Source organism: Cupriavidus sp. 207A1 (assembly GCF_057798955.1).
In genome coordinates, this window is sequence record NZ_JBYOJO010000008.1 from 142,615 (window position 1) to 167,352 (window position 24,738).

General features: G+C 65.6%; 21 protein-coding genes. 20 read left to right on the forward strand and 1 reads right to left on the reverse strand.

Translation table 11 applies throughout. The features are described 5' to 3' along the window. Positions 1–80: 80 nt before the first annotated feature. The 6 genes from AC3FMM_RS16710 (at position 81) to AC3FMM_RS16735 (ending at position 5,983) form a co-directional block, all read left to right on the forward strand. Positions 81–1,217: an acyl-CoA dehydrogenase family protein gene (locus AC3FMM_RS16710; protein WP_115681673.1), complete on the forward strand. Its 1,137-nt coding sequence runs from the start codon at positions 81–83 to the stop codon at positions 1,215–1,217. Between the two features lie 28 nt (positions 1,218–1,245). Further along, a complete protein-coding gene (locus tag AC3FMM_RS16715; RefSeq protein WP_488687024.1) occupies positions 1,246–2,439 on the forward strand; it encodes a lipid-transfer protein in 1,194 nt (397 codons plus the stop codon). A gap of 59 nt (positions 2,440–2,498) precedes the next feature. Next, positions 2,499–2,948 carry a MaoC family dehydratase N-terminal domain-containing protein gene (locus AC3FMM_RS16720; RefSeq protein WP_116379739.1) on the forward strand — a complete coding sequence of 150 codons (450 nt, stop codon included), beginning with the start codon at positions 2,499–2,501 and terminating at the stop codon, positions 2,946–2,948. Positions 2,949–2,971: 23 nt separating this feature from the next. Further along, entirely contained in the window at positions 2,972–3,391 is a 420-nt protein-coding gene (locus AC3FMM_RS16725) for a MaoC family dehydratase (RefSeq protein ID WP_488687025.1), read from the forward strand. 38 nt (positions 3,392–3,429) lie between these two features. Next, positions 3,430–4,263, forward strand: a complete 834-nt coding sequence (locus AC3FMM_RS16730; RefSeq protein WP_115681669.1) for an SDR family NAD(P)-dependent oxidoreductase — start codon at positions 3,430–3,432, stop codon at positions 4,261–4,263. A 169-nt stretch (positions 4,264–4,432) separates the two neighbouring features. Then, positions 4,433–5,983 carry an acyl-CoA synthetase gene (locus AC3FMM_RS16735; RefSeq protein WP_488687026.1) on the forward strand — a complete coding sequence of 517 codons (1,551 nt, stop codon included), beginning with the start codon at positions 4,433–4,435 and terminating at the stop codon, positions 5,981–5,983. A 24-nt stretch (positions 5,984–6,007) separates the two neighbouring features. Here the strand turns inward: AC3FMM_RS16735 and AC3FMM_RS16740 are convergent, their stop codons facing one another. Continuing rightward, complete coding sequence (locus tag AC3FMM_RS16740) at positions 6,008–6,832, reverse strand: IclR family transcriptional regulator domain-containing protein (protein ID WP_488687027.1); 825 nt, start codon at positions 6,830–6,832, stop codon at positions 6,008–6,010. Between the two features lie 126 nt (positions 6,833–6,958). Between AC3FMM_RS16740 and AC3FMM_RS16745 the strand changes: the two genes are divergently transcribed. From AC3FMM_RS16745 to AC3FMM_RS16810, 14 genes are all read left to right on the forward strand, one after another. After that, entirely contained in the window at positions 6,959–7,945 is a 987-nt protein-coding gene (locus tag AC3FMM_RS16745; protein ID WP_488687028.1) for a Bug family tripartite tricarboxylate transporter substrate binding protein, read from the forward strand. A 40-nt stretch (positions 7,946–7,985) separates the two neighbouring features. Further along, a complete protein-coding gene (locus AC3FMM_RS16750; protein WP_488687029.1) occupies positions 7,986–8,900 on the forward strand; it encodes an SDR family NAD(P)-dependent oxidoreductase in 915 nt (304 codons plus the stop codon). 18 nt (positions 8,901–8,918) lie between these two features. Continuing rightward, on the forward strand, positions 8,919–9,791 hold the full coding sequence (locus AC3FMM_RS16755) for a MaoC family dehydratase (protein ID WP_488687030.1): 873 nt from the start codon (positions 8,919–8,921) through the stop codon (positions 9,789–9,791). A gap of 13 nt (positions 9,792–9,804) precedes the next feature. Then, complete coding sequence (locus AC3FMM_RS16760; RefSeq protein WP_488687031.1) at positions 9,805–11,346, forward strand: acyl-CoA synthetase; 1,542 nt, start codon at positions 9,805–9,807, stop codon at positions 11,344–11,346. A 14-nt stretch (positions 11,347–11,360) separates the two neighbouring features. Next, positions 11,361–12,521 (forward strand): acyl-CoA dehydrogenase family protein, encoded by a 1,161-nt coding sequence (locus AC3FMM_RS16765; protein ID WP_488687032.1) that lies wholly within the window; start codon positions 11,361–11,363, stop codon positions 12,519–12,521. Between the two features lie 7 nt (positions 12,522–12,528). Then, positions 12,529–13,689 carry an acetyl-CoA acetyltransferase gene (locus AC3FMM_RS16770; RefSeq protein WP_488687033.1) on the forward strand — a complete coding sequence of 387 codons (1,161 nt, stop codon included), beginning with the start codon at positions 12,529–12,531 and terminating at the stop codon, positions 13,687–13,689. Positions 13,690–13,692: 3 nt separating this feature from the next. Beyond that, complete coding sequence (locus tag AC3FMM_RS16775; RefSeq protein WP_116379747.1) at positions 13,693–14,103, forward strand: Zn-ribbon domain-containing OB-fold protein; 411 nt, start codon at positions 13,693–13,695, stop codon at positions 14,101–14,103. A 26-nt stretch (positions 14,104–14,129) separates the two neighbouring features. After that, complete coding sequence (locus AC3FMM_RS16780; RefSeq protein WP_116379748.1) at positions 14,130–15,122, forward strand: Bug family tripartite tricarboxylate transporter substrate binding protein; 993 nt, start codon at positions 14,130–14,132, stop codon at positions 15,120–15,122. Between the two features lie 123 nt (positions 15,123–15,245). Beyond that, positions 15,246–16,361 (forward strand): CaiB/BaiF CoA transferase family protein, encoded by a 1,116-nt coding sequence (locus AC3FMM_RS16785; protein ID WP_488687034.1) that lies wholly within the window; start codon positions 15,246–15,248, stop codon positions 16,359–16,361. A gap of 412 nt (positions 16,362–16,773) precedes the next feature. Then, positions 16,774–18,327 carry an acyl-CoA carboxylase subunit beta gene (locus AC3FMM_RS16790; RefSeq protein WP_488687163.1) on the forward strand — a complete coding sequence of 518 codons (1,554 nt, stop codon included), beginning with the start codon at positions 16,774–16,776 and terminating at the stop codon, positions 18,325–18,327. Between the two features lie 89 nt (positions 18,328–18,416). Then, positions 18,417–19,583: an acyl-CoA dehydrogenase family protein gene (locus tag AC3FMM_RS16795; protein ID WP_488687035.1), complete on the forward strand. Its 1,167-nt coding sequence runs from the start codon at positions 18,417–18,419 to the stop codon at positions 19,581–19,583. Between the two features lie 15 nt (positions 19,584–19,598). Then, positions 19,599–21,701, forward strand: a complete 2,103-nt coding sequence (locus AC3FMM_RS16800; protein ID WP_488687036.1) for an acetyl/propionyl/methylcrotonyl-CoA carboxylase subunit alpha — start codon at positions 19,599–19,601, stop codon at positions 21,699–21,701. A gap of 80 nt (positions 21,702–21,781) precedes the next feature. Next, positions 21,782–23,635 (forward strand): acyclic terpene utilization AtuA family protein, encoded by a 1,854-nt coding sequence (locus tag AC3FMM_RS16805; protein WP_488687037.1) that lies wholly within the window; start codon positions 21,782–21,784, stop codon positions 23,633–23,635. Positions 23,636–23,684: 49 nt separating this feature from the next. Further along, a complete protein-coding gene (locus AC3FMM_RS16810; protein ID WP_488687038.1) occupies positions 23,685–24,734 on the forward strand; it encodes a Bug family tripartite tricarboxylate transporter substrate binding protein in 1,050 nt (349 codons plus the stop codon). Positions 24,735–24,738 lie beyond the last annotated feature (4 nt).

A 24,738-nucleotide genomic window follows, 5' to 3' on the forward strand; every position in this document is an offset into this window, starting at 1 on the left:
ACCCATCATTGACTCACCGCGGACCGGTCAGATATCTCAGCCGGTCGGCGCCATCCAACGCCGAACAGGGGGGAGTCTTCGTGCAGGTCGTTCGTAGTGTCTATCGTGAAGATCATGAGCAGTTCCGAACCACGGTGCGCCGGTTCCTGGAGCGTGAATGCCTGTCGCGCCAAGAGCAGTGGTGGGAGGACGGTATCGTAGACCGCGCGACCTGGATCAAGGCTGGCCGCGAAGGCTTGCTGTGCACGGGGCTGCCGGTGGAATACGGCGGTGGAGGCGGCGACTTCGGGCACGCGGCCATCATCGCCGAGGAAATGGCCTATGTCGGCTGCAGTATTTCCTTCGGGCTTCACTCCGATATCGTTGCGCCGTACATCGTCCGGCTGGGTACCGAAGCGCAGAAGCAGGCGTGGCTGCCCGGCGTCTGCTCTGGCGAGACCGTGCTGGCCGTTGCCATTACCGAGCCTGGTGGCGGCTCGGACGTGAAAGCCTGCCGTACCACTGCAGTGCGGGATGGCGACGAATGGGTCATCAACGGCAGCAAGACCTTCATCTCGAACGGCTTCATCTCCGACATGGTGATGGTGGTGTGCAAGACCGACCCGTCGGCCGGCGCCAAGGGCATCAGCCTGATCATGGTCGAAACCAATCGCGAGGGCTTCCGCCGCGGCCGCAAGCTGCAGAAGGTCGGCATGCACTCCCAGGACACCGCCGAACTGTTCTTCGACAACGTCCGGGTGCCGGCTGGCAACCTGCTCGGCGAGGAGAATAAGGGCTTCGGCTACCTGATGCACGACCTGGCCCAGGAACGCTTCATCATCGCCGTCTCCGCTGCCGCCAAGCTCGAGCGCCTGCTGGAGCAGACCATCGAGTACGTCAAGGACCGCCAGGCCTTCGGGCAGACGGTCTGGGACTTCCAGAACACCCGGTTCAAGCTCGCCGATGTCAAGGCACAGGCGGTGTCCTTGCGCACGATGGTGGATTACTACCTCGGCGAGCACATGCGGCGTCGTCTCACGGGAGAAGAAGCCGCCATCGCCAAACTGCATGCCACCGAAGTCCTGTGGAGATGCATCGACGATATGACGCAGTTGCACGGTGGCTACGGCTACATGCTTGAGTACCCAATCGCCCGTGCTTTCGTCGACATGCGCGTGGCCCGAGTCTACGGTGGGTCCAACGAGGTCATGCGCGAACTGATTTCGCGGAAGCTGTAATTCCCGCCGCTATGCAAGGAGACAAGGAATGACCAAGCACGTGGTAGTCGCCGGCGTCGGCATGATCCCGTTCAGGAAACCAGGCCAGAGCGACCCGTACGCCGTGATGGGCGCCAATGCCGCCAGACTGGCGCTGGAGGATGCCGGCCTCTCGTACGACAAGATCCAGCAGGCCTATGTCGGTTACGTCTATGGCGACTCGACCTGCGGCCAGGCGGCGCTGTACAAGGTAGGGGTGACCGGCATTCCCATTGTCAACGTCAACAACAACTGCTCGACCGGCTCGACCGCCCTGTTCCTGGCGCGCCAGGCGGTCGAGAGCGGCGCGGTGGAATGCGCGCTGGCGCTCGGCTTCGAGTTCATGCAGCCGGGCCCGCTGAAGAGTGCCTGGACCGACCGCGAGGCGGCGATGATCGAGTTCACCAATATCGCTGCACCCATGGTGCAGGACGCGCTCGAAGCCGGCGTGCCGCGCGCGCTGACATTGTTCGGCGGCGCAGGCCGCGAGCACATGCAGCGGTACGGCACCAGGCTGGAGACATTCGCAAAGATTCGCGCCAAGGCCAGCCGTCACGCGGCCAATAACCCGCTGGCCGTGTTCCGTACCGTCGTCACGGAAGAGGATGTGATGAACGAGAAAGTGATGTGGCCTGGGGTGATGACGCGCTCGATGGCCTGTCCGCCAACCTGCGGCGCCGCCGCCGCCATTATCTGCACGGAGGCGTTTGCGAAGAAGCACAACCTGCGCACCGGCGTCCGCATCCTCGCCCAGTCGCTGACCACCGACGTCGCGCCGAGCTTTGATCCGCCGTCGATGATCGGCCTGGTGGGCTTCCATATGGCCGAGGCGGGCGCGAACTCCGTGTACGAGCAGACCGGTGTCGGCCCGTCCGACATCCAGGTTTGCGAACTGCACGATTGCTTCGCGCAGAACGAATTGCTGACCTACGAATCGCTTGGCTTTGCCAGGGTCGGCGAGGCCGAGAAGATGGTGCTGGACGGTGACAACACTTACGGCGGCAAGGTGGTGGTCAACCCGTCGGGCGGCCTGCTTTCGAAGGGCCATCCGCTGGGCGCCACGGGCCTTGCGCAGTGCTTCGAGCTGACCCGCCAGATCCGCGGCACCGCCGGCCCGACCCAGGTTGAAGGCGCTAAGCTGGCGCTGCAGCACAACCTCGGCCTCGGCGGCGCCTGCGTGGTGACGATGTACGGCCGCGGCTGAACCGGATCCGGGGGCAGCCGTTCGGTCCGTGCATTGCCCGACTATCGAGAGGAGATGAGATGGCTGACAAAAGCATGATCGGGATGGATCTCGGCAAGGGATCCATCGAGGTGGAGAAGGGGCGCCTGCGCTTCTTCGCCAAGGCAACCGGCGAAACCAACCCGGTCTATACCGACGACGCCGCGGCCCATGATGCGGGCCACCGCTCGCTGCCGGTGCCGCCTACATTTTTCATGTGCCTGAACAGCGATGTGTCGGCCGTTTCCGGCATTGACCGCATGAAGGTGCTGCAACTGGACCTCGGCCGCATCCTGCATGCCGAGCAGGCCTTTGACTATCACCGCATGGCCTACGCCGGCGATACGCTCCATTTCACCACGACGGTCAGCGACGTCTATGACAAGAAGGGCGGGGCGCTGCACTTCGTGGTCAGTACCACCCGCGTGACCAACCAGGCCGGCGAGCACGTCGGCGACATGCGCAGCACTCTCGTGGAACGCCGTGGCTGAGCACCGGCAAGGAGAACAGAACCATGCAAGCACCCCGCTATAGCGACGTGAAGGTGGGCGACAAGCTGCCCGCGCTGGCGCTGCCGGCGATCAACCGCACCACGCTGGCCCTGTACGCCGGCGCTTCCGGCGATCACAACCCGATCCACATCGATCTCGACTTCGCGCGCAAGTCGCGCATGCCGGACGTGTTCGCGCACGGCATGCTGTCGGCCGCCTACCTGGGCCGGCTGCTGACCGGCTGGGCGCCGCAGTCCACGTTGCGCAACCTGTCGATCCGCTTCACCGGCATCACGCACCTCGGCAACCAGCCGACCTGCAAGGGCGAAATCGTCGAGAAGTTCGAGATCGACGGCGAAAAGCGCGTGAAGGTGGCGCTGAAGTGCACCAATCAGTACGGCGAAGACAAGCTGGTGGGCGAAGCCACCGTGGCGCTGAGCTGAATCCGGAAAACCAGATACCTGTAACCAGGGAGGAAAGCATGAGCAAGCTCGCAGGCAAGTCTGCCATAGTCACCGGCTCGGGCCGAGGCATCGGCCGTGAGGTGGCCCTGAAGCTGGCGTCCGAGGGCGCGCGCGTGGTGGTGAACGACCTCGATGCCGAACCGGCCAACGAAGTCGTCGATCTGATCCGGTCGCAAGGCGGCGAGGCGGTGTCCTGCGTCGGCAGCGTGACCGCCACCGACTTTGCCGATCGGCTGGTGGGCACCGCGGTGAAGCACTTCAACGGCATCGACATCATCGTCAACAACGCCGGCTACACCTGGGACAACGTGATCCAGAAGATGACCGACGAGCAGTGGTATGCCATTATCGACTGCCACCTGACCGCGCCGTTCCGCATCCTGCGGGCGGCCCAGCCGGTCATTTCGGCTGCCGCCAAGGCCGAGGCCGCCGAAGGGCGGGAGGTGTTCCGGAAAATCGTGAACATCTCGTCGGGCGCCGCCGGCGGCAACGCCGGCCAGTCGAACTATTCGACTGCCAAGGCCGGCATCCTCGGCCTGACAAAGACGCTGGCGAAGGAATGGGGCCGCCTGAAGGTCAATGTGAACGCGGTTGCTTTCGGCCTGATCGAAACGCGATTGACGCAGGCGCTGGCCGGCGACCAGTCGAAGACGGTCAGCATCGAAGGCCGGGAGATCAAAGTGGGCGTGCAGCAGGCGATGCTGGACAATGCCAGCCGCGTAATCGCGCTGGGCCGTGCCGGCAAAGCGGAAGAGGCGGCGGGAGCGGTGTATCTGCTGTGCACGCCGGAGTCAAACTTCCTGTCGGGCCAGGTGCTCTACTGCGGCGGCGGCCCGGGCGCCAACTTCTGAGTCGGAAGAGTCAAAAGAGTCGGAAGGCCGGTGCAACTGCCCTGTGCCCGATCCGCCCGCGAATCGGCGGGCGCTTGCAGCCGGCAGCGACAACAACACAAGAGTCGCGCGTTTGCGGACGCAGCGGCCTGCACCGCCAGGGCACGCGGCGGACGAAGGAGACCACGACATGTACATGACTCAGGCGCTGCACCGCTCCATGCAGCAGCGACCCAATGCCGAAGCGGTGCGCTACATGGGCCGCAGTCTGACCTATGCCGGGCTGGGGGCGCGCGTCGCGCGGCTGGCTGCGGGGCTGCGCAAGCTGGGCGTGCAGGACGGCGACCGCGTCGCGATGTTCTCGCTGAACTCGGCGCGCTATATCGAGTACTACATGGCCGTGCCATGGGCCGGCGGCGTGCTGAATCCGGTCAACATCCGCTGGAGCGCCGCGGAGATTCTCTACTCGTTCGAGGATTCGAGCACATCGGTGCTGATCGTCGACGACAATTTCAAGACGGTAGCCGTCAGGGTGGCGGCCGACAGCAAGGGCCTGCGCCACGTCATCTATGCGGGTGATGGCGAGGCGCCGCCGGGCATGATCCCGTACGAGGCGCTGATTGCCGAAAACCCGCCAATGGAAGACCGCCTGCGCCGGGGCGACGACCTTGCCGGCATCTTCTATACCGGCGGCACCACGGGCTTTCCGAAAGGCGTGATGCTTAGCCATGCCAATCTGGTCTCGTCGTCGACCAACAGCCTGATGGCGGGCACGACGACCATCGGCGGGACCTTCCTGCACGTCATGCCGATGTTCCACCTGGCGTGTCTCTCTGCAATCAACAATGGATTCCTGGCCAACGGGACGCATGTCCCGATGGCTTTGTTCGATCCGGGCCGCGCCATGGAAACCGTCGCGCAGGACGAGGTCACGGACGTGGTGCTGGCGCCGACCCTGATCCAGATGTGCCTGGACTGGCTGGACCAGAATCCGGCGCGTGCCGCGGAACTGAACTTTGCGTCGCTGCGCGCGCTGCGCTATGGCGCGTCACCGATGTCGCTGTCGCTGCTGCAGCGTGCGCAGGCCGCGTTCCCGGAGGCCAGGTTCAGCCAGGGCTACGGCATGACGGAGTTGTCGCCGGTGGCGACCATGCTGGGGCCGGAATACCACAACGAGGAGTCGCTGGCCAACGGCCGCATGCGCTCGGTGGGCAGGCCGGCATTTACGACCGAGGTCAGGATCGTCGATCCAGAGGGCAGAGAGGTGCCACGCGGCACGGTCGGCGAGATCGCGGTGCGCGGACCCGGGGTGATGCTGGGCTACTGGAACCAGCCCGAGCAGACCGCCGCGGCCATCCGCAACGGCTGGATGCATACCGGCGACGGCGGCTACATGGATGAGGACGGCTTCGTGTTCCTGTGCGACCGCATCAAGGACATGATCATTTCCGGCGGGGAGAACGTCTACTCGGCGGAGGTCGAGGCGGCGCTGGCGAGCCATCCCGCGGTCGCGCAGTCGGCGGTCATTGGCGTACCACATGAAAAATGGGGCGAGTCCGTGCATGCGGTGATCGTGCTCAGGCAGGGAGCCAGTGCGACATTGGAGACGATCCAGTCCCACTGCCGAGAACGCATTGCCAGCTACAAGGTCCCCCGCAGCGTCGAATTCGTGGAGGCGTTGCCTTTGTCGAGCGTCGGCAAGGTGCTCAAGCACGAGCTTCGCAAGCAACACTGGAAGTAGGCGTCTGCTGGCATGCAGCCTTGCTCAAGCTTGCATGCTGACCGCTGCTTCACGCTGCGTGGGCACCACGACTGGGCTCAGGAATGCCGGCGCCAGGCCGGTCAACTGTTCCGCGGCCGCTCGCAAGGGCGGCAGGAAGCGCTTCACCGCTTCCTCCCTCGTGACTTCGCCCGAGGGCAGGTTGACGCTGATCGATGCCACCACGTTGTGGTGTTCGTCGCGTACCGGTACTGCGAGGCCTGCGATGTGCTGGTCGAATTCTCCATCCACCCACGCATAGCCATCGCGGCGCACGGCGGCGAACGCTTCAAGCAATGCCGCCTTGTCGTGCACGGTGCGGTCCGTGTAGGCGCGCAGGGAGGCCTCGTCGAGAAACTGCGAGAGAAATTCTGTGGTCTGGAATCCTAGCACCGCCCGGCCTGGTGCCGTGGCGAAGGCCGGCACATGGCTGCCCACGCCAAGTCCCAGTGAGCGGATCTTCAGCGACGGAATGCGCAGGACATATACCGCATCGTGCCCGTCGAACACACACATGCCGCATGACTCGGTGACCTGCGTCCACAGGGTTTCCAGCGCGCGTTGCGCGTGTCCCCAGAAGGGCAGCGAGGTCAGATAGGTCATGCCGAGGGTAAGGATCTTCGGCGTCAGGCGAAAACCCCGCGTTTCGGATTCCGCCGCATAGCCCAGCTCGCACAGCGTGAGCAGGATCCGGCGCACCACGGTCCGCGGCAGGCCAGTGGATGCCGTGATGCTGGCAACGGTGTGCGTGCCGCTGCGCCCCAGCGCGTGGATAACGGCCAGTCCGCGGGCAAAAGAGCGTACGAAGCCATCGTTGTCGGCAGTAGTCATGTTCGTGGGAGGGTCTGATTTCAGGTTGACATTGTAGCAAGCTCGGACTTAAAGTTCGAAAAAACGGGCGATAATGACCGCCAGGCGGACACAAATGTCCGAAAAATAATTAAACAGGAGACAACCATGAAGCGGCGTTTTCTTTGCCAGGCGCTAGCCTGCCTCGCTGTCGTGTCCACCTCGGGCCTTGCATTCGCCAACCCGGCCCCCGAGACCTTCCAGGCCAAGCGTCCTTTGCGCCTGATCGCGCCAAGTTCGCCCGGCGGCATCCTTGACCTGACCAGCCGCCTGCTCGGCAAGACGCTGTCTGAGCAGCTGGGGCAGCCCGTCGTCGTGGAGAACCTGCCTGGCGCGGGCGGCGTGATCGGGATGCAGGCCATGCTGCGCGCGGAACCGGACGGCCACACGCTGGTGATGGGCAGCCTTGGCCCCAATGCGGCCAACTACGCATTGCACGACAAGCTGCCTTACAAGTTCGAGGACTTCGCACCGGTGGCGCATGTGCTGACGATGCCGGACGTCGTTGTAGTTAACCCGAAACTGCCGGTCAAGACCATTGCCGAGCTTGCGGCTTATGCCAAGACGCGCCCCAACGGCTTGTCCATGGCCGTATCGACGAGCGGCTCTTCAGGCCATCTCGCCGGGGACCTGCTGAAGCAGCGCGCGGGCATTACCGCCGTCGACGTGATCTATCGGGGCGCTTCGCCGGCGCTGACCGATCTAGTGGCAGGGCAAGTCGATTTCATGGTGGATAACCTCATCACCGCACTGCCGCTGGTGCGCGCAGGCAAGCTACGTGCGCTTGCCGTCACGACCAAACAGCGTGCCCCGGAACTCCCCGATACGCCGACCATGGCCGAATCCGGTTACCGCGACTTCGACGTTTCGGTCTGGCTCGGTCTCTTTGTCTCGTCCAGGACCCCGCCCGCGGTAGTGCAGGCATTGAACGCTGCCGTCAACAAGGCGCTGGCAGATCCTGCGCTGCGCGAGAAGCTGGCGCAGCAGGGCGGTACGGCGGCGGGCGGGTCGACGCGGCAGTTCGACAGCTTCGTGCGCGCCGAAAAAACCCGCTGGGAGCAGGTCATCAAGGACGGGAACATCAAGCCCGAGTAAGCCCGAACAAATTCATCACTCTCTTCTCGCAGACAACGCCATGCAAAACAACTTCAAGGACAAAGTCATCGTCGTCACCGGAGCCGGCAATGGCATCGGCCGTGCCATTGCCATGCTGCTGGGCGCGCAGGGCGCCAGGGTGGTCGTCAACGACCTGGGCTCCAGCGGCAGCGGCGAGGGCAGCGATGCCGGACCAGCCCAGAAGGTGGTTGACGAGATCCGTGCAGCCGGCGGAAAGGCCGCGGCGAACACCGATTCGGTCGCGACTGCCGAGAGCGCGCAGGCCATTGTCGATACCGCCATCCGCGAGTTCGGTCGCATCGATGGCGTAATCAACAACGCCGGCATCCTGCGCGACCGCATCTTCCACAGGATGAGCACCGCTGAATGGCAGGCGGTACTGGATGTGCACCTGGGAGGCGCTTACTTTGTCAGCCGTGCGGCGGCGCCTTATTTCAAAGAGCAGCAAAGCGGCACCTACGTCCACATGACCTCCGCCACCGGCCTGGTCGGCAATTTCGGGCAGGCCAACTACGCCGCCGCCAAGCTTGGCATCGTGGCGCTGTCGAAATCCATCGCGCTGGACATGGCCCGCTTCAATGTCCGTTCCAACTGTATTGCACCATTCGCATGGAGTCGCCTGATCGGCACGCTGCCCAGCGAAACCGAGGCCGAGAAGAAGCGCCTTGAGCGGATGCAGGCGATGAAGCCGGAGCAGGTTGCCCCTGTTGCAGCGTTCCTATCCGGCGATGCTTCGGCGGACGTCAATGGCCAGGTGCTGGCCGTGCGCGGCAATGAGCTGATCGTCATGAGCCAGCCGCGCCCGGTGGCGTCGGTGCATCGCGCCGAAGGCTGGACGCTGGAGACGCTGGCGGAGCATGCCGTGCCGGCGGTGAAGCGCGCGTTCACGCCGTTGGAGCGCTCGCCCGAGGTCTTTTCCTGGGATCCGGTCTGAGAACGGAGGTACGCAGCGATGGCCATCGACTATCACCGCCTGCGCTCTTGGGCGTTTTTTGACCAGATTTCCAACTATGCGGCGAATGACAATATTCGCTATGCGCTGAGCCTCGGCTTTGGCACCGATCCGATGGACGAGGCGGACTTGCCCTTTGTCTTTGAGGAAGGACTGAGCGTGGTGCCCACCTTCCTCGCCACCGTCGGCGCGCCAGGTGCATGGGCAAGTGACCCGGGCACGGGCATCGACTGGCTGCAGATCCTCCACGGCGAGCACCGGATGCGCTTTTTTGCAGTGCCCGCGGCGTCTGGCGCAGTACGCAGCCAGACGCGCGTCAGCCGCGTGGTGGACAAGGGCGCCGGCAAGGGCGCGCTGGTGGTCACTGAGCGGCGCATCGAGGACCAGGCCAGCGGCGAGTTGCTGGCGACCGTCGAGCATGTGTCGTTCTGCCGGGCTGATGGTGGCTTTGCCTGCGCCGCCACGCCCGGCGATGCACCGCCCGAGCCATTGCCGGCGGTGCCGGAGCGCGCGCCTGACATGATCATGTCGATGCCGACCCTGCCTTCAGCGGCCTTGCTGTACCGCCTCAATGGCGATCGCAATCCCATCCACGTACTGCCCGCTGCCGCCCGGCAGGCAGGCTTCGAGCGGCCGATCCTGCATGGCCTTTGCACTTACGGCATGGCATGCCGGGCGCTGCTGAAGCAGGCTTGCGGTGGGGATCCATCGCGCCTGGCCAGCCTTTCGGTGCGCTTTTCATCGCCATTCGTGCCTGGTGAAACGCTGCGCGTGGAGATGTGGCGCGGCGAAGGGCAGGTCCGGTTCCGTGCGCTCGCCGACGAGCGCAATGTGGTGGTGCTGAGCCACGGCGTCGCCGACCTGCATCCGTAATCAAGGAGTCAAGATGTCCGTAATCGAGCAATTCGCCCGTGCCACGCCCGACCGGGTTGCCTACCGCATGGTGCCGTCCGGCCAGGCGGTGACGTGGGCCGAACTGGAGCAGCGTTCGCGCCGGTGCGCTGCCGCACTGCTGGCTGCTGGTCTGCGCGAGGGCGACGGCATTGCCGTGCTGCTGGAGAACCATGTCCGCTATTTTGAGATCCTTTGGGCCGCGCACCGGATCGGCTTGTACTACACCACGATCAGCCGTCACCTGAAAGCCGATGAGGTGGAGTACATCGTGCAGGACTGTGGCGCCCGGGTACTGTTCTGCTCGGCGCAGACCCTTGGCGACCTTGCCCCCGGCGCGCTGGCATCGCTTCGGGTCACGCGCGTGCTTCTGGATGGGAGCGAGCCGGGCTACAGCAACTATGAAGCGTGGATGGAGCAGATGCCGGCCGATGTCACGTTGCCGCGCACGGTGGAGGGAACTGACTTCTCATATTCGTCCGGCACCACGGGCACGCCCAAGGGCATCAAGCGTCCACTGCAAGGCGCCAACGCTTTCTTCCGCACCGGTGACGATGCTCGCCTGGGCTGGAAATCGCTGGACCGCGACACGGTCTATCTGTCGACCGCGCCGTTCTATCACACTGCCCCGGTGCGCTGGAACATGGCCACGATGCGCGCCGGTGGCACCTCGATCCTGATGGAGAAGTTCGAGCCGCTGGCGGCGCTGGATGCGATCGCGCGCTACGGCGTGACACATAGCCAGTGGGTGCCGACCATGTTCGTGCGTTTGCTGCGACTGACTGCCGCGGAGCGCGAGCGCTTCGACTTGTCCACTATGCGCTATGCGATCCACGCCGCCGCGCCGTGTCCGATTTCGGTCAAACAGCAGATGATCGACTGGTGGGGGCCGATCCTCTATGAGTTCTACAGCGGCACCGAACTGGTCGGTCGCACCTCGCTGGACTCAATGGAATGGCTTGCGCACAAGGGGTCGGTCGGACGGCCCGAGTTCGGACAGGTACACATCGTCGGCGACGATGGCAATGAAGTGCCGCAGGGCCAGACCGGCGTGGTCTACTTCTCCGGCGGCGGAACCTTTGCCTACCACAATGACCCGGAGAAAACCCGGCAGGTCTATAACGACCGTGGGTGGGCCACCTATGGAGACGTTGGCTACGTCGATGCCGATGGCTTCCTTTACCTCACGGACCGCCTTGCCAACACCATTGTCTCGGGCGGTGTCAACATCTATCCACAGGAATCCGAGAATGTGCTGATGAGCCATCCGGCGGTCTTCGACGTGGCAGTGGTCGGCGTGCCGAATACCGAATTCGGCGAGGAAGTGAAGGCGGTGGTCCAGTTGCACGAGCCTGAGCGGGCGTCGCCGGTCCTGGCCGAAGAACTGATCGCGCTTTGCCGCAGCAGGATCTCCCCGATCAAATGCCCGCGCTCGGTCGATTTCGTCGCGGCGCTGCCGCGCACCGAAACCGGCAAGCTGCTCAAGCGCGCCGTCAAGGCCAGCTACTGGCCAACCGAAAACCGAATCGCGCATTGAGCGCAACTGATGCCATGTCCCGACAAGAAGCCAGCTATCACGCGCCGCGCAAGATGTTCGCGCCGGAGCACGAGATGTACCGCGACAGCGTCGCCCGTTTCCTGGCTGACAAGGTCATGCCCGGACACGCCGAATGGGAAGCCGCCGGCCTGGTTCCGCGGGATCTCTGGCGCGATGCCGGCGCCCACGGCCTGCTGTGCCCCGGCTTGCCCGAAGCCTACGGCGGTGCCGGCGGTGACTTCCTGCACAGCGCCATCGTGGTGGAAGAGATCGCCCGGGCCCTGGCCAGCGGCGTGACCGGGTTCACCACGCACTCGGAGAACGTCGCGCCGTACCTGCTGGAATTCGGCACCGAGGCGCAGAAGCATGAGTTCCTGCCGCGCATGGCCAGCGGCGATGTGGTTGGATCGATCGCGATGACCGAGCCGGGGGCTGGCAGTGACCTGAAGGCCATCCGCACCAGCGCTGTCAAGGTGGATGGTGGTTACCGGCTCAACGGCCAGAAGACCTTTATCACCAATGGCTACCACGCTGACCGTGTGCTGGTATTCGCCAAGACAGAGCCGGCCGCCGGTGCGCGCGGCATCAGCCTGTTCTGGGTCGACACCACCAGCCCCGGTTTCAGCCGCGGCCGTCTGTTGGACAAGATCGGCCAGAAAGCCCAGGACACCGCTGAACTCTTCTTTGAGGACGTCTTCGTGCCGGACGACATGCTGGTCGGGGAGCGCAATGCCGGCTTCGGCTACGCCATGAGCGGGCTGGTGCGTGAGCGCCTGCTGATCGCCTTGCGTTGCGCCGTGGCGCTGGAGGTGGCGCTTGACTGGACCATTGCGCATGTCAAGGAACGCCGTGCCTTCGACAAGGCGCTGATCGACAACCAGTTCATTCGCTTCCGCCTGGCCGAAATCAAGACGCATGCGTGTGCCACGCGTGCCTTCGTCGACAGCTGCCTTGAACAATACCTGGCCGGCACGCTGACGCCGGATGGCGCTGCCATGGCCAAATTCTGGGCCGGCGAGGCCACGCGCGCCATCGATGACCTGATGCAGTTCTTTGGCGGCTACGGCTATATGCGCGAATACCCCATCGCCCGTGCCTACACCGACGTGCGCCCGAACCGGATCTACGGCGGTTCGGCCGAAATCATGCGCGAAGTCATCGCGCGTGCACTCTGAATTCACCATGACCAAGAACCTTTCTCGCTCGGTCGCCATCGTCGGTGCCGCGGAATCCGACCTGGGCAAGGTGCCCGGCAAGACGGCACTGGAGTTGCAGGCGCAGGCCGCGCGGCTGGCCCTGCAGGACGCGGGGCTGTCGCTGCGCGATGTGGATGCCGTGTTCGCGCATACCGATGACCGCTTTGCCACCGTGCAGCTGGCCGAATACCTCGGCATCCAGCCACGGTACGTCGACTCCAGCAACGTCGGTGGCATGTCCAACCTGATGCACATCCGTCATGCGATGGCGGCCATTGCCGCCGGCATGTGTTCGGTGGCGCTGGTGACCTATGGCAGTACGCAACTGTCCGACGGCTCGCGCAAGAGTGGCGCCGTCGCCGCGGATACACCGGACTCACCGCGTGGACAGTTCATCGCGCCCTATGGCCAGCTCAGCCCGATCGGCTATTACGCGATGGTAGCCCAGTTGCACATGCATCGCTACGGCACCACGACCAGGGACCTTGCCGAGGTGGCAGTGGCGGCGCGGCGCTGGGCACAGCTCAATCCCAAGGCGTACCGAAGGGAGGAAACCAGCATTGAAGAGGTCATGACGTCGCCCGTCATCGCATCGCCGCTGCGTACGCGCGATTGCTGCCTCGTCACCGATGGCGGTGGCGCGCTGATCATCACCTCCGCCGATCGTGCACGCGACCTGAAGTCGAAGCCTGTCTACGTGATGGGCGCGGCCGAGACCTTCTCGCACCACTACACCCCCTTCAATACGGCCGACTGGCTCGACACCCGCGTTGCTCAGACGGCGGATGAAGCGTTCCGCATGGCCGGCGTGACCCGCGACGATATCGACGTGGTGCAGATCTACGACCACTTCACCATTGGCGTCATCCAGTCGCTGGAAGAACTCGGCTTCTGCCAGCGTGGCGAGGGCGGGGCGTTTGTCGCCGACGGCGCGCTGGGGCCGGGTGGCCGCTTCCCGATCAACACCTCGGGCGGCGGACTGTCCTACGGGCATCCGGGCATGTTCGGCATGTTCGTGCTGATCGAGGCCGTGCGCCAGCTGCGCGGCGAGTGCGGCGAGCGGCAGTTGCCCGGCGCCGAACTGGCGCTGTGCCATGCGCCGGGACTCGTCTTCTCCTGCAACACCACCATGATCCTCGGAGTCTGAAGCATGAGCGAAGCACAACGTCCCCTGCCGCGTCCCACTGAGATCACCGCAGGCTACTGGCAAGCCGCGGCGCAGGGCCGCCTTGTGGTGCAAGGCTGCCGCGCCTGCGGCCACCGCCAGTTCTATCCGCGCACTCTGTGCGTGGCGTGCGGGTCGGACCAGGTGGAATGGGCCGAGGTCTCCGCATTCGGCTCGATCTACACCTTTACGGTCAACCACCGTGCCCCCAACGCCTTCATGAAGGCGCGGCTGCCCTATGTGGTTGCCATCGTCGAACTGGACGAGGGCGTGCGGATGATGGCGAACATCATCAACGCACCGCCCGAGGCCGTCGCCATCGGCAAGCGGGTGCGCGTGGTGTTCGAGAAGGCGAGCGAAGACGTGAGCCTGCCGCAGTTCGAACTGATCGACTGACCCGATCCTGATCCGAGGAGACGTCCATGGCTGTTATCACTTCACCGCGGCGGCGGGCCGCGCTGCTTGCGATCGCCTGCTTCGCAGCGCTGCCGGGCCTGAGTCATGCACTCGATGGTTTCGCCTATCCGCAGAAGCCCATCCGGCTGGTCGTGCCATTCCCGGCCGGCGGCGGATCCGACACCCTGGCCCGCCTGCTCGGCCGCGAGCTGACGGCGATGTGGGGCAAGCCGGTGGTGGTCGAGAACAAGCCGGGTGCCAGCGGCACGATCGGCACAGGGGTGGTGGCAAAGGCCGCGCCGGACGGCTATACGCTGCTGTTGGGCGCGACGCCGCTGGTGCAATTGCAGGGCGTGTACAAGTCACTGCCCTACGATACATTCCGCGACCTGGCTCCGCTGGCGCGCCTGGCGCTCTCCTCGGACGTGTTCGTCGCGCCGGTATCGTCCGGCGTCGGCAGCGTGGGGGAGCTGGTGGCCGAGGCCAGGGCCAGGCCAGGCAAGTTCAGCTACGGCTCCTATGGCAACGGGACCTCCTCCCACATGCACGGCGAGTTGCTGCGCATGCAGGCGAAGGTGGACCTGACCCATGTTGCCTACAAGGGCGGCTCGCCGCTGGCCCAGGACCTGCTCGGCGGGCAGGTGAGCTCGGGGTTTGTGGATGTGGCCAGCAGCAAGGCCGCGCTCAGCTCGCCGAAGATCAGGGTGCTGGCCGTGACGGGCGAGCGTCGGCTGCAGCTGCTGCCGGACGCGCCGACGTTCACCGAACTGGGCTATCGCGATTACGAGCCCAACGGCTGGTACGGCCTGTTCGTGCCCGCGGCCACGCCGAAGCCGGTGCGGGACAAGCTTGCCACCGCGGTGCTGACCATCCTGGCCAGGCCCGCGATGCAGACCGCGATTCGCGAGCTGGGACTGGAGCCGGGAACGCTGGAGCCCGAGGCGTTCCTGAAGCTGATGCGGCGCGATGCGGAGATCTGGGGACGGATCGCCAGCGAGGCGCGCATCACGCTTGACTGAAGGATACCGCCCGCCAGGACTCCCTGTCGTTTCGGGCGAGACTGGCGTGGCAAGGCCCCTGCGGAAAGGCTCCGAAATACAGTCCCAAACCTCCACCTTCATGCTGATTGAGGAGAACTGCCCATGCTTTCCGGTGTAAAAGTCGTCGAGATTTGCGGAATCGGCCCGGGCCCGTTCTGCGCGATGCACCTTGCCGATCTCGGCGCCGACGTCATCGCGGTGGAGCGCGCCACGCCGGCCAACGGCGCAGCGCCGTCCGCGGACGGCTATGTGCTGAACCGGGGCAAGCGTTCAGTGGTCGCCGACCTGAAGACGGCCGAGGGTCGCGAGCTCGTGCTGGCGCTGGTCCAGGATGCCGATGCGCTGATCGAGGGCATGCGTCCGGGCGTCATGGAGCGGCTGGGCCTGGGCCCGGACGTTTGCCTGGCGCGCAACCCGCGTCTTGTCTACGGGCGCATGACGGGGTGGGGCCAGACCGGTCCGCTGGCACAGGCGGCCGGGCACGACAACAACTACATTTCGCTCTCCGGCGCGATGTATTACCAGGGCGGGCCCGTTGAGCCACCATCATCGGCCATCACGGTGGTAGGCGATGTCGGCGGCGGTGCGTTGTACCTGGCAGTGGGATTGCTTTCGGGCATCCTCAATGCCCGCGCCACGGGCAAGGGCACCGTCGTCGACGCATCGATCGTCGATGGCTCGGCCCATATGCTGCAGTTGCTGCTGTCGACGGCCCGCAAGGGCTTCATCACCGGCGAGCGCGGCAACAATATCCACGATGCCTCTCATTTCTATTCGACCTATCGCTGCGCGGACGGCAAGTTCGTCACGCTCGGCTCGATCGAGCCGCAGTTCTACGCGTTGCTGCTGGAAAAATTAGGGCTGACCGAGGATCCGCGTTTCGCCCGGCAATGGGACCGCGAGCGTTGGACCGAGCTGCATAGGCACTTTGAGGAACTCTTTGCCACCAAGACGCGCGCGCAATGGTGCGCACTGCTGGAAAACACCGACGTGTGTTTCGGCCCGGTGCTGAGCCCGGAAGAGGCCGCCGGGCATCCGCACCTGGCCGCGCGAGGTGTCTACTTCCAGGCGGAGGGCCATCTGCAGGCTGCGCCCGCGCCGCGTTTCGATGGCAAGGCCATGGCGGCGGGCGCGATTCCACGGCGCGGCCAGCACACTGGCGAGATCATGGCCGCAATCGGCACCGGCCAACCTGGCGACGCCTGGAAAGCGACCTGACTATTGCTGTTGCTTCCTGCGGCGTTCCGGTATTCGCAACCGCCGCGTGCGGCTGCGACCGTCTCGCGTCGCCACTGCCCTGGGTGATTCTGCGCTTGGGCAGTCCTTCTTGCTTTCCACGCACACCTCAGTCACAGCACCTGATTCGCCGCGCCGATGCGTGCGATGCCGTCGCTCCCGCGCATGTCGTCGACACATAAGATTCTCTTATTAAATCCGGAGGGATTTCTAACTGGAACTCCTGGTGCAGGCAGATCATCATCCAGTCATCAGACCTGCTTCGAACTCTCGTACCAGCCAGCAAAAAAGGATGTCATAAAGGCAGAAAATGGACGAAAACAGTTTCACTCAAGCGGCATCGATTCCGGGCTTGCGCGCTACGGTGTCCGCAGCAGAACGCAACCGCGAGCACATGCTGGCTATGCTGAGCCAAGTGCGCGAGCTGGAGCAACGGGCGGTCAGCAAGTCCGCAAGCGCGGCAGACGCATTCCACGCGCGAGGCAAGCTACTGCCACGCGAGCGGCTCGCGCACCTGCTGGACGCCGACCGGCCGTTTTACGAACTCATGACCCTTTGCGGCTATTGCGGGATCGAGAATCCGGACCCGTCCACCAGCGTACCCGGCGCCGCACTCATTGTCGGCATTGGCTTCATCGAAGGCGTGCGTTGCATGGTCGCCGTGAACGATTCGGGCATCAGCGCCGGCGCGATGCAGGCGCTGACCGGCCAGAAGCTGATTCGGGCGCAGGAAATTGCGCTCGCCCAGAAGCTGCCGTTTGTCCAGTTGGTGGAAAGCGCGGGCGGCAACCTGCGCAAGTATCGGGTCGAACGCTTTGTCGTGGGTGGCGGCATGTTCTACAACCTGGCGCGGCTGTCCGCAGCCGGCGTGCCGGTCGTGTCTCTCATCCATGGATCTTCGGCGGCCGGGGGCGCCTACCTGCCGGGGCTGTCCGACCACGTCATCATGGTTCGGCGCCAGGCCCATGCATACCTGGCCGGCCCTTCGCTGTTGCGCGCCGCGACCGGCGAAGAGGCCACCGACGAGGAACTCGGCGGCGCCGACATGCACGCCAGCGTCTCGGGCCTCGCGGACCACGTGGCCGACAACGACCTTGATGGCATTGCCCGCCTGCGCGAGGTGATGGACACGATCGGCTGGCGCGATGCACCGGGCGGCGAGAGCTGGGACGAGCCGCTCGAGTCCGCCGAGGATCTGCTGGGACTGATGCCGGCCGACACCCGCACGCCGGTCGACATGCGCGCAGTGATTGCACGCATCGTCGATGGATCGCGCTTCAGGGAGTTCAAGGCAATGTACGGGGTCCACACGGTCTGCGGCCACGCCCGCATCCAGGGGCACGAGGTTGGGGTCCTGAGCAACAACGGGCCGCTCGACTGCGACGGGTCGACCAAGGCGGCGCAGTTCATCCAGTCGTGCGTCCAGCTGGGCCGGCCGCTTGTCTTCCTGCAGAACATCACCGGCTTCATGGTCGGGCGCGAGCATGAGCAGGCAGGGATGATCAAGCACGGCGCCAAGCTGATCCAGGCACTGTCCAACGCGCCGGTGCCGCGCCTGACCGTGTTGTGCGGCTCGTCCTTCGGCGCCGGCAACTATGGCATGTGCGGGCGCGCGTTCCGCCCGGACTTCCTATTCTCGTGGCCGAATGCGCGCACTGCCGTCATGGGCGGCGAGCAGGCCGCCATGACCATGCGCCTGGTCGCCGAGAACGCCGCGCGCCGCAGCGGGCGCCCCGTCGACGAAGCGGCGATCGAAGCCGAGAGCCGCGACATCGTCGCGACGTTTGAACGCCAGTCCAGTGCCATCCACACCAGCAGCATGCTGCTCGATGACGGGATCATCGACCCGAGGGACACGCGCTCGTGGCTCGGCATGGCGCTCGCCACGGTGGCACAGGCCAGGCAGCGCGCCGTACAGCCGATGCAATTCGGCGTCGCCCGCCTCTAAGCACAGCGGCGGGTGCGCACCGCCTGAGGCCGCATGTCTGGCAAGCGGCCTGCGCCCCATCCCTTCGAAAACACAAGGAGACACCACCCATGATGACCCCCGAACACATCGCGCTGCAGGACAGCGTACGCAGGCTGATCGACCGGGAGATCGAACCGTTTGTCGAAAAATGGGAGGCTGACGAAATCTTTCCCGCGCACGAAGTGTTCAAGAAGCTCGGCTCGGCGGGCTATCTCGGCGTGAACAAGCCCGTGGAATTCGGCGGCATGGGGCTGGACTACTCCTACGAGATTGCATTCTGCGAGGCCATCGGCGGCATCAGCGCGGGCGGCGTCGGCATGGCCATCGCCGTGCAGACCGACATGGCCACGCCGGCGCTGGCACGATTCGGCTCGGACGAGTTGCGGGAGACCTTTCTCAAGCCGACCGTTGCGGGAGATTTCGTGGTGTGCCTGGGCGTGTCAGAAGCCGGGGCCGGTTCGGACGTGGCATCGCTGAAGACCACGGCGCGCAAGGATGGCTCCGACTATGTGATCAACGGCTCCAAGATGTGGATCACGAACGGGCTGCAGGCCGACTGGATGTGCCTGCTGGCGAATACCAGCGAGGGCGATGTCCACCGCAACAAGTCGCTGATCTGCCTGCCGCTGAAGGAGAACGGTAAGCTGCGTCCCGGCATCACGATGAACAAGATCAAAAAGGTCGGCATGTGGTCTTCCGATACCGCCCAGGTATTCTTCGACGACGTTCGGGTGCCCCAGCGCTATCGCATCGGGGAAGAAGGCATGGGCTTCACCTACCAGATGCGCCAGTTCCAGGAGGAGCGCCTCAGCGGCGCCACCCGCCGGGTCACCGCGCTCACCAATGCGATCAACGAGACCATCGAGTACACCCGTGAGCGCAAGGCGTTCGGGCGTTCGATCCTGGACAACCAGGTGGTCCATTTCCGGCTGGCCGAACTGAAGACGGAAGTCGAACTGCTGCGCTCGGTCATCTACCGCGCGGCCCAGGTGCATATGTCCGGCGGCGACATGACCGAGCTGGCCTCCATGGCCAAGCTCAAGGCCGGCCGCCTGTGCCGGGAGGTGACCGATTCCTGCCTGCAGTACTGGGGAGGCATGGGTTTCACCTGGGATAACCGCGTGTCGCGCGCCTGGCGCGACCTGCGCCTGATCTCCATCGGCGGCGGCGCCGACGAGATCATGCTGACCATCATCTGCAAGCACATGGGAATCCTGCCGAAGCGGGCGGCCTGATCAGGGGAGAATCACATGCGCTTCGACACCTTGCTGGTCGCCAACCGGGGAGAAATCGCGCTGCGGGTCCTGCGCAGCGCGCGCAAGCTCGGCTTGCGCACGGTCGCCGTCTATTCGGACGCCGATGCCGGCAGCCTCCACGTGCGCGAGGCCGACCTGGCCGTGCGCCTCGGACCGGCCGACGCCGCCCGCAGCTATCGGAATGGCCATGCGCTGATCGAGGCATGCCGGCGCACCGGCGCCCAGGCGATACATCCGGGCTACGGCTTCCTGTCCGAGAACGCGGAGTTCGCGCGGGCGGTCGCCGATGCGGGCCTGACCTTCGTCGGACCCTCGGCAGACGTCATTGCCTTGATGGGCAACAAGGCCCAGGCAAAGCTGGCCATGCAAGAGGCCGGCGTGCCGACGGTGCCGGGGGAACAGGGCTGTGCCACCGACGAGGCGGCCCTCGCCGCGGTCGAGCGCATCGGCTTGCCGGTCATCCTGAAGGCCGCGGCGGGCGGGGGCGGCCGTGGCATGCGGGTCGTGCGCGATGCCACCGCCTTGCAGGCGGCGCTGCGACAGGCGCGCTCCGAGGCGGCGGGCGCGTTCGGCTCTGACGAGATCATCATCGAGCGCGCCATCGAGCGCGGAAGACATATCGAGATCCAGGTGCTGTGCGACGAGCATGGCCGTTGCCTGCACCTGGGCGAGCGCGACTGTTCGACACAGCGACGCTTCCAGAAGGTCATCGAGGAAGCGCCTTCGCCCGCGGTGAACGCCGGGCTGCGCCAGGCGATGGGAGAGGTCGCGGTGCGCGCCTGCGAGGCCATTGGCTACACCGGCGCCGGCACCCTCGAATTCCTGCTGGATGGAAAGGGCCGCTTCTATTTCATGGAGATGAACACGCGGCTGCAGGTCGAGCACGGCGTGACGGAGTTGGTCACCGGGCTTGACCTGGTGGAGCAGCAACTGCGCATCGCCCAGGGCGAGCCGCTCGCGTTCGGGCAGGAGGATGTGCGCATGCGCGGCCATGCCATCGAGGTGCGGCTGTGCGCGGAGGACCCCGCCGTGGGCTTCCTGCCCCAGGTGGGCCGCGTCGATGTCTGGCGCCCGGCGCCCGACATCCGCGTTGACTGCGCGCTGCGCGGCGGCATGGAGATCGGGTCCGATTACGACTCGATGGTCGCGAAGATCATGTCCTGGGGCGAGACGCGCGAACAGAGCATTGGCCGCCTGGTCCGTGCCTGCGAGCGCACGGCGCTGCTGGGTGTCCGAACCAACCTTGGCCTGCTTTCGCGCTGCCTGCGCCATCCGCGCTTCGTGGCCGGCGAGGTCACCACGGATTTTCTGGCTGGCGAAGACATGGGCGGTCCGGCGTGGCGCGCGCAGCCGTCGGTGCATGTACGTGCCGCGGCGGCCTTGCTGCTGTCGGGCGCGGTCGGCCGCGGCGCGTCCGGCATGCAGCGGCTGCCGGCCGGCCCGGCGCAAACGCGGGCGCTGTGGCTCATGGATGCCACGCACATAAGCGGCGCAGGCGCCGCGGCGCAAGGGACGGCCAGCGCGGTGGAACTGCGGCCATCGGCGGACCAGGGCGAAGTCGTCATCCGTTTCCGATCGGGCGATCCGACCCCCGCGCGCAAGGCGACGGATGCGCAAGCGCGCGAGGCAGAGCCCGCCTGCAGCGTTGCCAATGTGCATTGGGAGCCGACCGGGAGCTCGGCCGGCGGACATGGCGGCACGCTCGGGCTTGCGGTCGATGGCGTGTACCGCCAGCTGATGTGCAGCTCGCCCCGACGCGACGAATGGTGGCTGCAGGATGGCGCGGACACCTTCGTGTTCCGGCGGCTGGCGCGCTTCCTGGCGAGCGACGGCGAATCCCTCGGCGGCAGCGTACGGGCGCCGATGAGCGGGCGCGTGGTTGCCGTCATGGTCGCCGAGGGCGACGCCGTCGAGCGCGGCCAGACTCTGCTCGTGCTGGAGTCGATGAAGATGGAAATGCCGCTGGCCGCGCCGGGCACGGGGCGCATCGTGCGCGTGCTTGCCCGGGAGGGCATGCAGCTCAATGCGGGCCAGGTGCTGATCGAAGTCGGCGTGGGCGTCGAAGCGGAAAAGGCCGAAGCCGGGGGCGCGGCCTGAGCGCGCGGAAGCCGGGATGCAGGGCGGACACGCGGGGGCAACGCCGCGGACGCGTCCAGACACACTACAGGAGAGCATGAATGGTCCAGAACGCAAAATCCGGCCGCGCGATCGTCATTGGTGGCGCATCGGGATTCTGGGGCGACTCGCAGATCGCCGTCCCGCAACTGCTGCAGGAGCCGGGACTGGGCTACCTCGTCTTCGACTACCTCGCCGAAACCACCATGGCGATCCTTCAGCGCGCGCGCCTTCGTGCGCCGGAACTGGGCTATGCCACGGATTTCGTCAGCGCGGCGCTGAAGCCCAACCTGCAAGCGCTGAAGCAGCGTGGGGTGCGCCTGGTGTCCAACGCAGGCGGCCTTAACCCGGCGGGCTGCCGCGATGCCATCCTTGCCCTGGCGCGAGAGCAAGGACTGGACCTTAAGGTCGCTATCGTGTCCGGCGACGACGTGCTGGCACTTCAGGAAAGCTTCCTGCCCTGGCCCGGCGACGAGGCCGATGCCGGGCTTCCCCGGCTGATGTCAGCCAACGCCTACCTCGGCGCCCTGCCCATCGCCCAGGCACTGGACGCCGGCGCGGACATCGTCGTCACCGGCCGCTGCGTGGATAGCGCCGCGCTGCTCGGGATCGCCATCCACGAGTTCGGGTGGTCAATGCAGGACTACGACCGGCTGGCGCAGGGCAGCCTTGCCGGCCATCTGGTGGAGTGCGGCGCGCAGGCCACGGGTGGGCTGTTCACGGACTGGGAGCGCGTGCCGGACTGGACCAACATCGGATATCCGCTGGTCCGCATGACCGCCGACGGCGTGTTCGAACTCTACCAGCCGGGCGACGCGGGCGGGCTGGTGACGCGCCAGACCGTGGGCGAGCAATTGCTCTACGAGATCGGTGACCCGAAGGCATATGCGCTGCCCGATGTCATCTGCGACTTCTCCGAAGTCCGGATCGAGGATCTGCCGGGCTTCGAGGCCAGCGGCGGGCGGGTGCGCGTCAGCGGCGCGCGGGGGAGGGCGCCCAGCGATTGCTACAAGGTGACCGCCACCTACCAGCAGGGTTACCAGATTGCGCTGATGATGGCGATTCGCGGGCAGCGGGCGCTGGAGAAGGCCGAGCGCACGGCGCAGGCCCTGCTTGCGCGCAGCCGCACCCTGATGGCCAGGAGCGGCCACGCCGACTACAGCGACACCCTGGTGGAACTGCTGGGCGCTGAATCCATGTACGGGCCGCACCGCCGCGTGCGGGACAGCCGCGAAGTGGTGCTGCGCATTGCCGCCCAGCACAATGACCGGCAGGCGTTGGCTTTCCTGCAGAAGGAGGCGGCGTCAGCCGGCACATCGATGGGGCCGGGTACGCGCAGCCATTTCGGCGGACGTTCCGATATCCAGAGCGTGATCCGCACGGTCTCGTTCCTGCTTCCCAAGCAGGAAGTGACGGTGCAATGGAAGATGGCCGACGAGCCGGCGACAACCGTGGAGGTGCCAGCGGGGGGCACGTCCTCGGAGCGGCCGGCAATCACTGCGCACGTGCCCGTCACATTGGCTGGGGATGCACAACGACAGGACGTGCGCAGCCTGGTGCGTATTTCGCTTGGCACGCTGGCGGTCGGGCGCAGCGGTGACAAAGGCAACGACGCCAATATCGGATTGATGGTGCGGGACCCCGCCTGGCTGCCGGTGGTCACCGCACAGGCGACGGCGGAGCGGGTACGCGACTACTTTGCGCACTTGATTGAAGGACCGGTGACACGGTACGAACTTCCGGAAATCGGCGCCTTCAACTTCGTACTGGAAAAGGCACTGGGCGGCGGTGGCTCCTGCAGCCTGCGTTCCGATCCGCTGGGAAAGTGCTACGCACAGATGCTGCTGGACATGGAAATCGAATGCCCGGCAGAGCTGTTGCCCGAAGGGAGCCGGGAAGCAGCCGCCGCTCGCTGACCGGGCGGCAGGCACTTCGCGACACACAACGAACCAGGAGACACGAGTGATGCAAGCGATTTACCCATCAGCCTGGCAGGCTCAGAGCAATGCGCGGCGGCGTCCTCGGCAACAGTATGGCGCGGCCGTGGTGATCGGCCTGGCTGCCCTCCTTTGGGGCGCCGCAGCCATCGCCCAGCCATCGCCCGCTGCCGGCACCGAACGCCTCGACAAGCCCGTGCGCATCATCGTTGCCTATGGCGCGGGCGGTGCCTCGGACAGTATCGCCCGTTTCGTGGGCGACGGACTCTCCAGGCGTGCCGGTAAGCCCGTGATCGTGGAAAACAAGGTCGGCGCCGACGGCAACATTGCGGCGGAGACCGCGGTCCGAGCCGCCCCTGATGCGTACACGCTGCTGGTGTCCGGTTCATCGACACACGCGGCAAATGCCACCATCTACCGCAAGCTTCCGTACGACCCGGAAGCCGACTTTACGCCATTGGCGACCATGGCCAGTACCCCGTTCGTGCTGCTCGTGAATCCCAAGCGGGTTCAAGCGGCGACGTTCAAGGAGTTCCTGGCATTGGCGAGGAAGGAGAGCAGTTCGCTGTCCTTTGCGAGCGCCAACGTGGGTGGCCGCATCACCGGTGAACTGTTCAAGCAGCGAGCGGGTGTCAAGGCGGTGAACGTTCCTTACAAGAACAGCAGCCAAGCGATGACCGACCTGATCGGCGGCCAGTTCGACTACTACCTGTGCGACATGGTCACGGCGCTGCCGCAGATCCAGGCTGGCACGGTGCGCGCCCTGGCGATCTCCAGCGCCGAACGCGCGCCGTCATTGCCCGATGTGCCGACGCTGGCGGAAAGCGGCTTCCCGGACTTCGACGTCAGTTCGTGGATCGCCATCTGGAGCGCCAACGCGTCGACCCCCCAGCCCGTGGCCAGGCTGTTGTCGCGCTGGATCGCGGAAACGCTCGACTCGTCCAGCGGACGCCAGTTCCTGGTGGGCAAGGGGCTGATTCCGGCCAAGGTCGCGCCGACGCATCTGCAGGAGCTGCAGCGGCGCGACACCAGGCTTTGGGGAAAAATCATCGTCGACGCAGGGATGCAGCAGCCATGAAGCC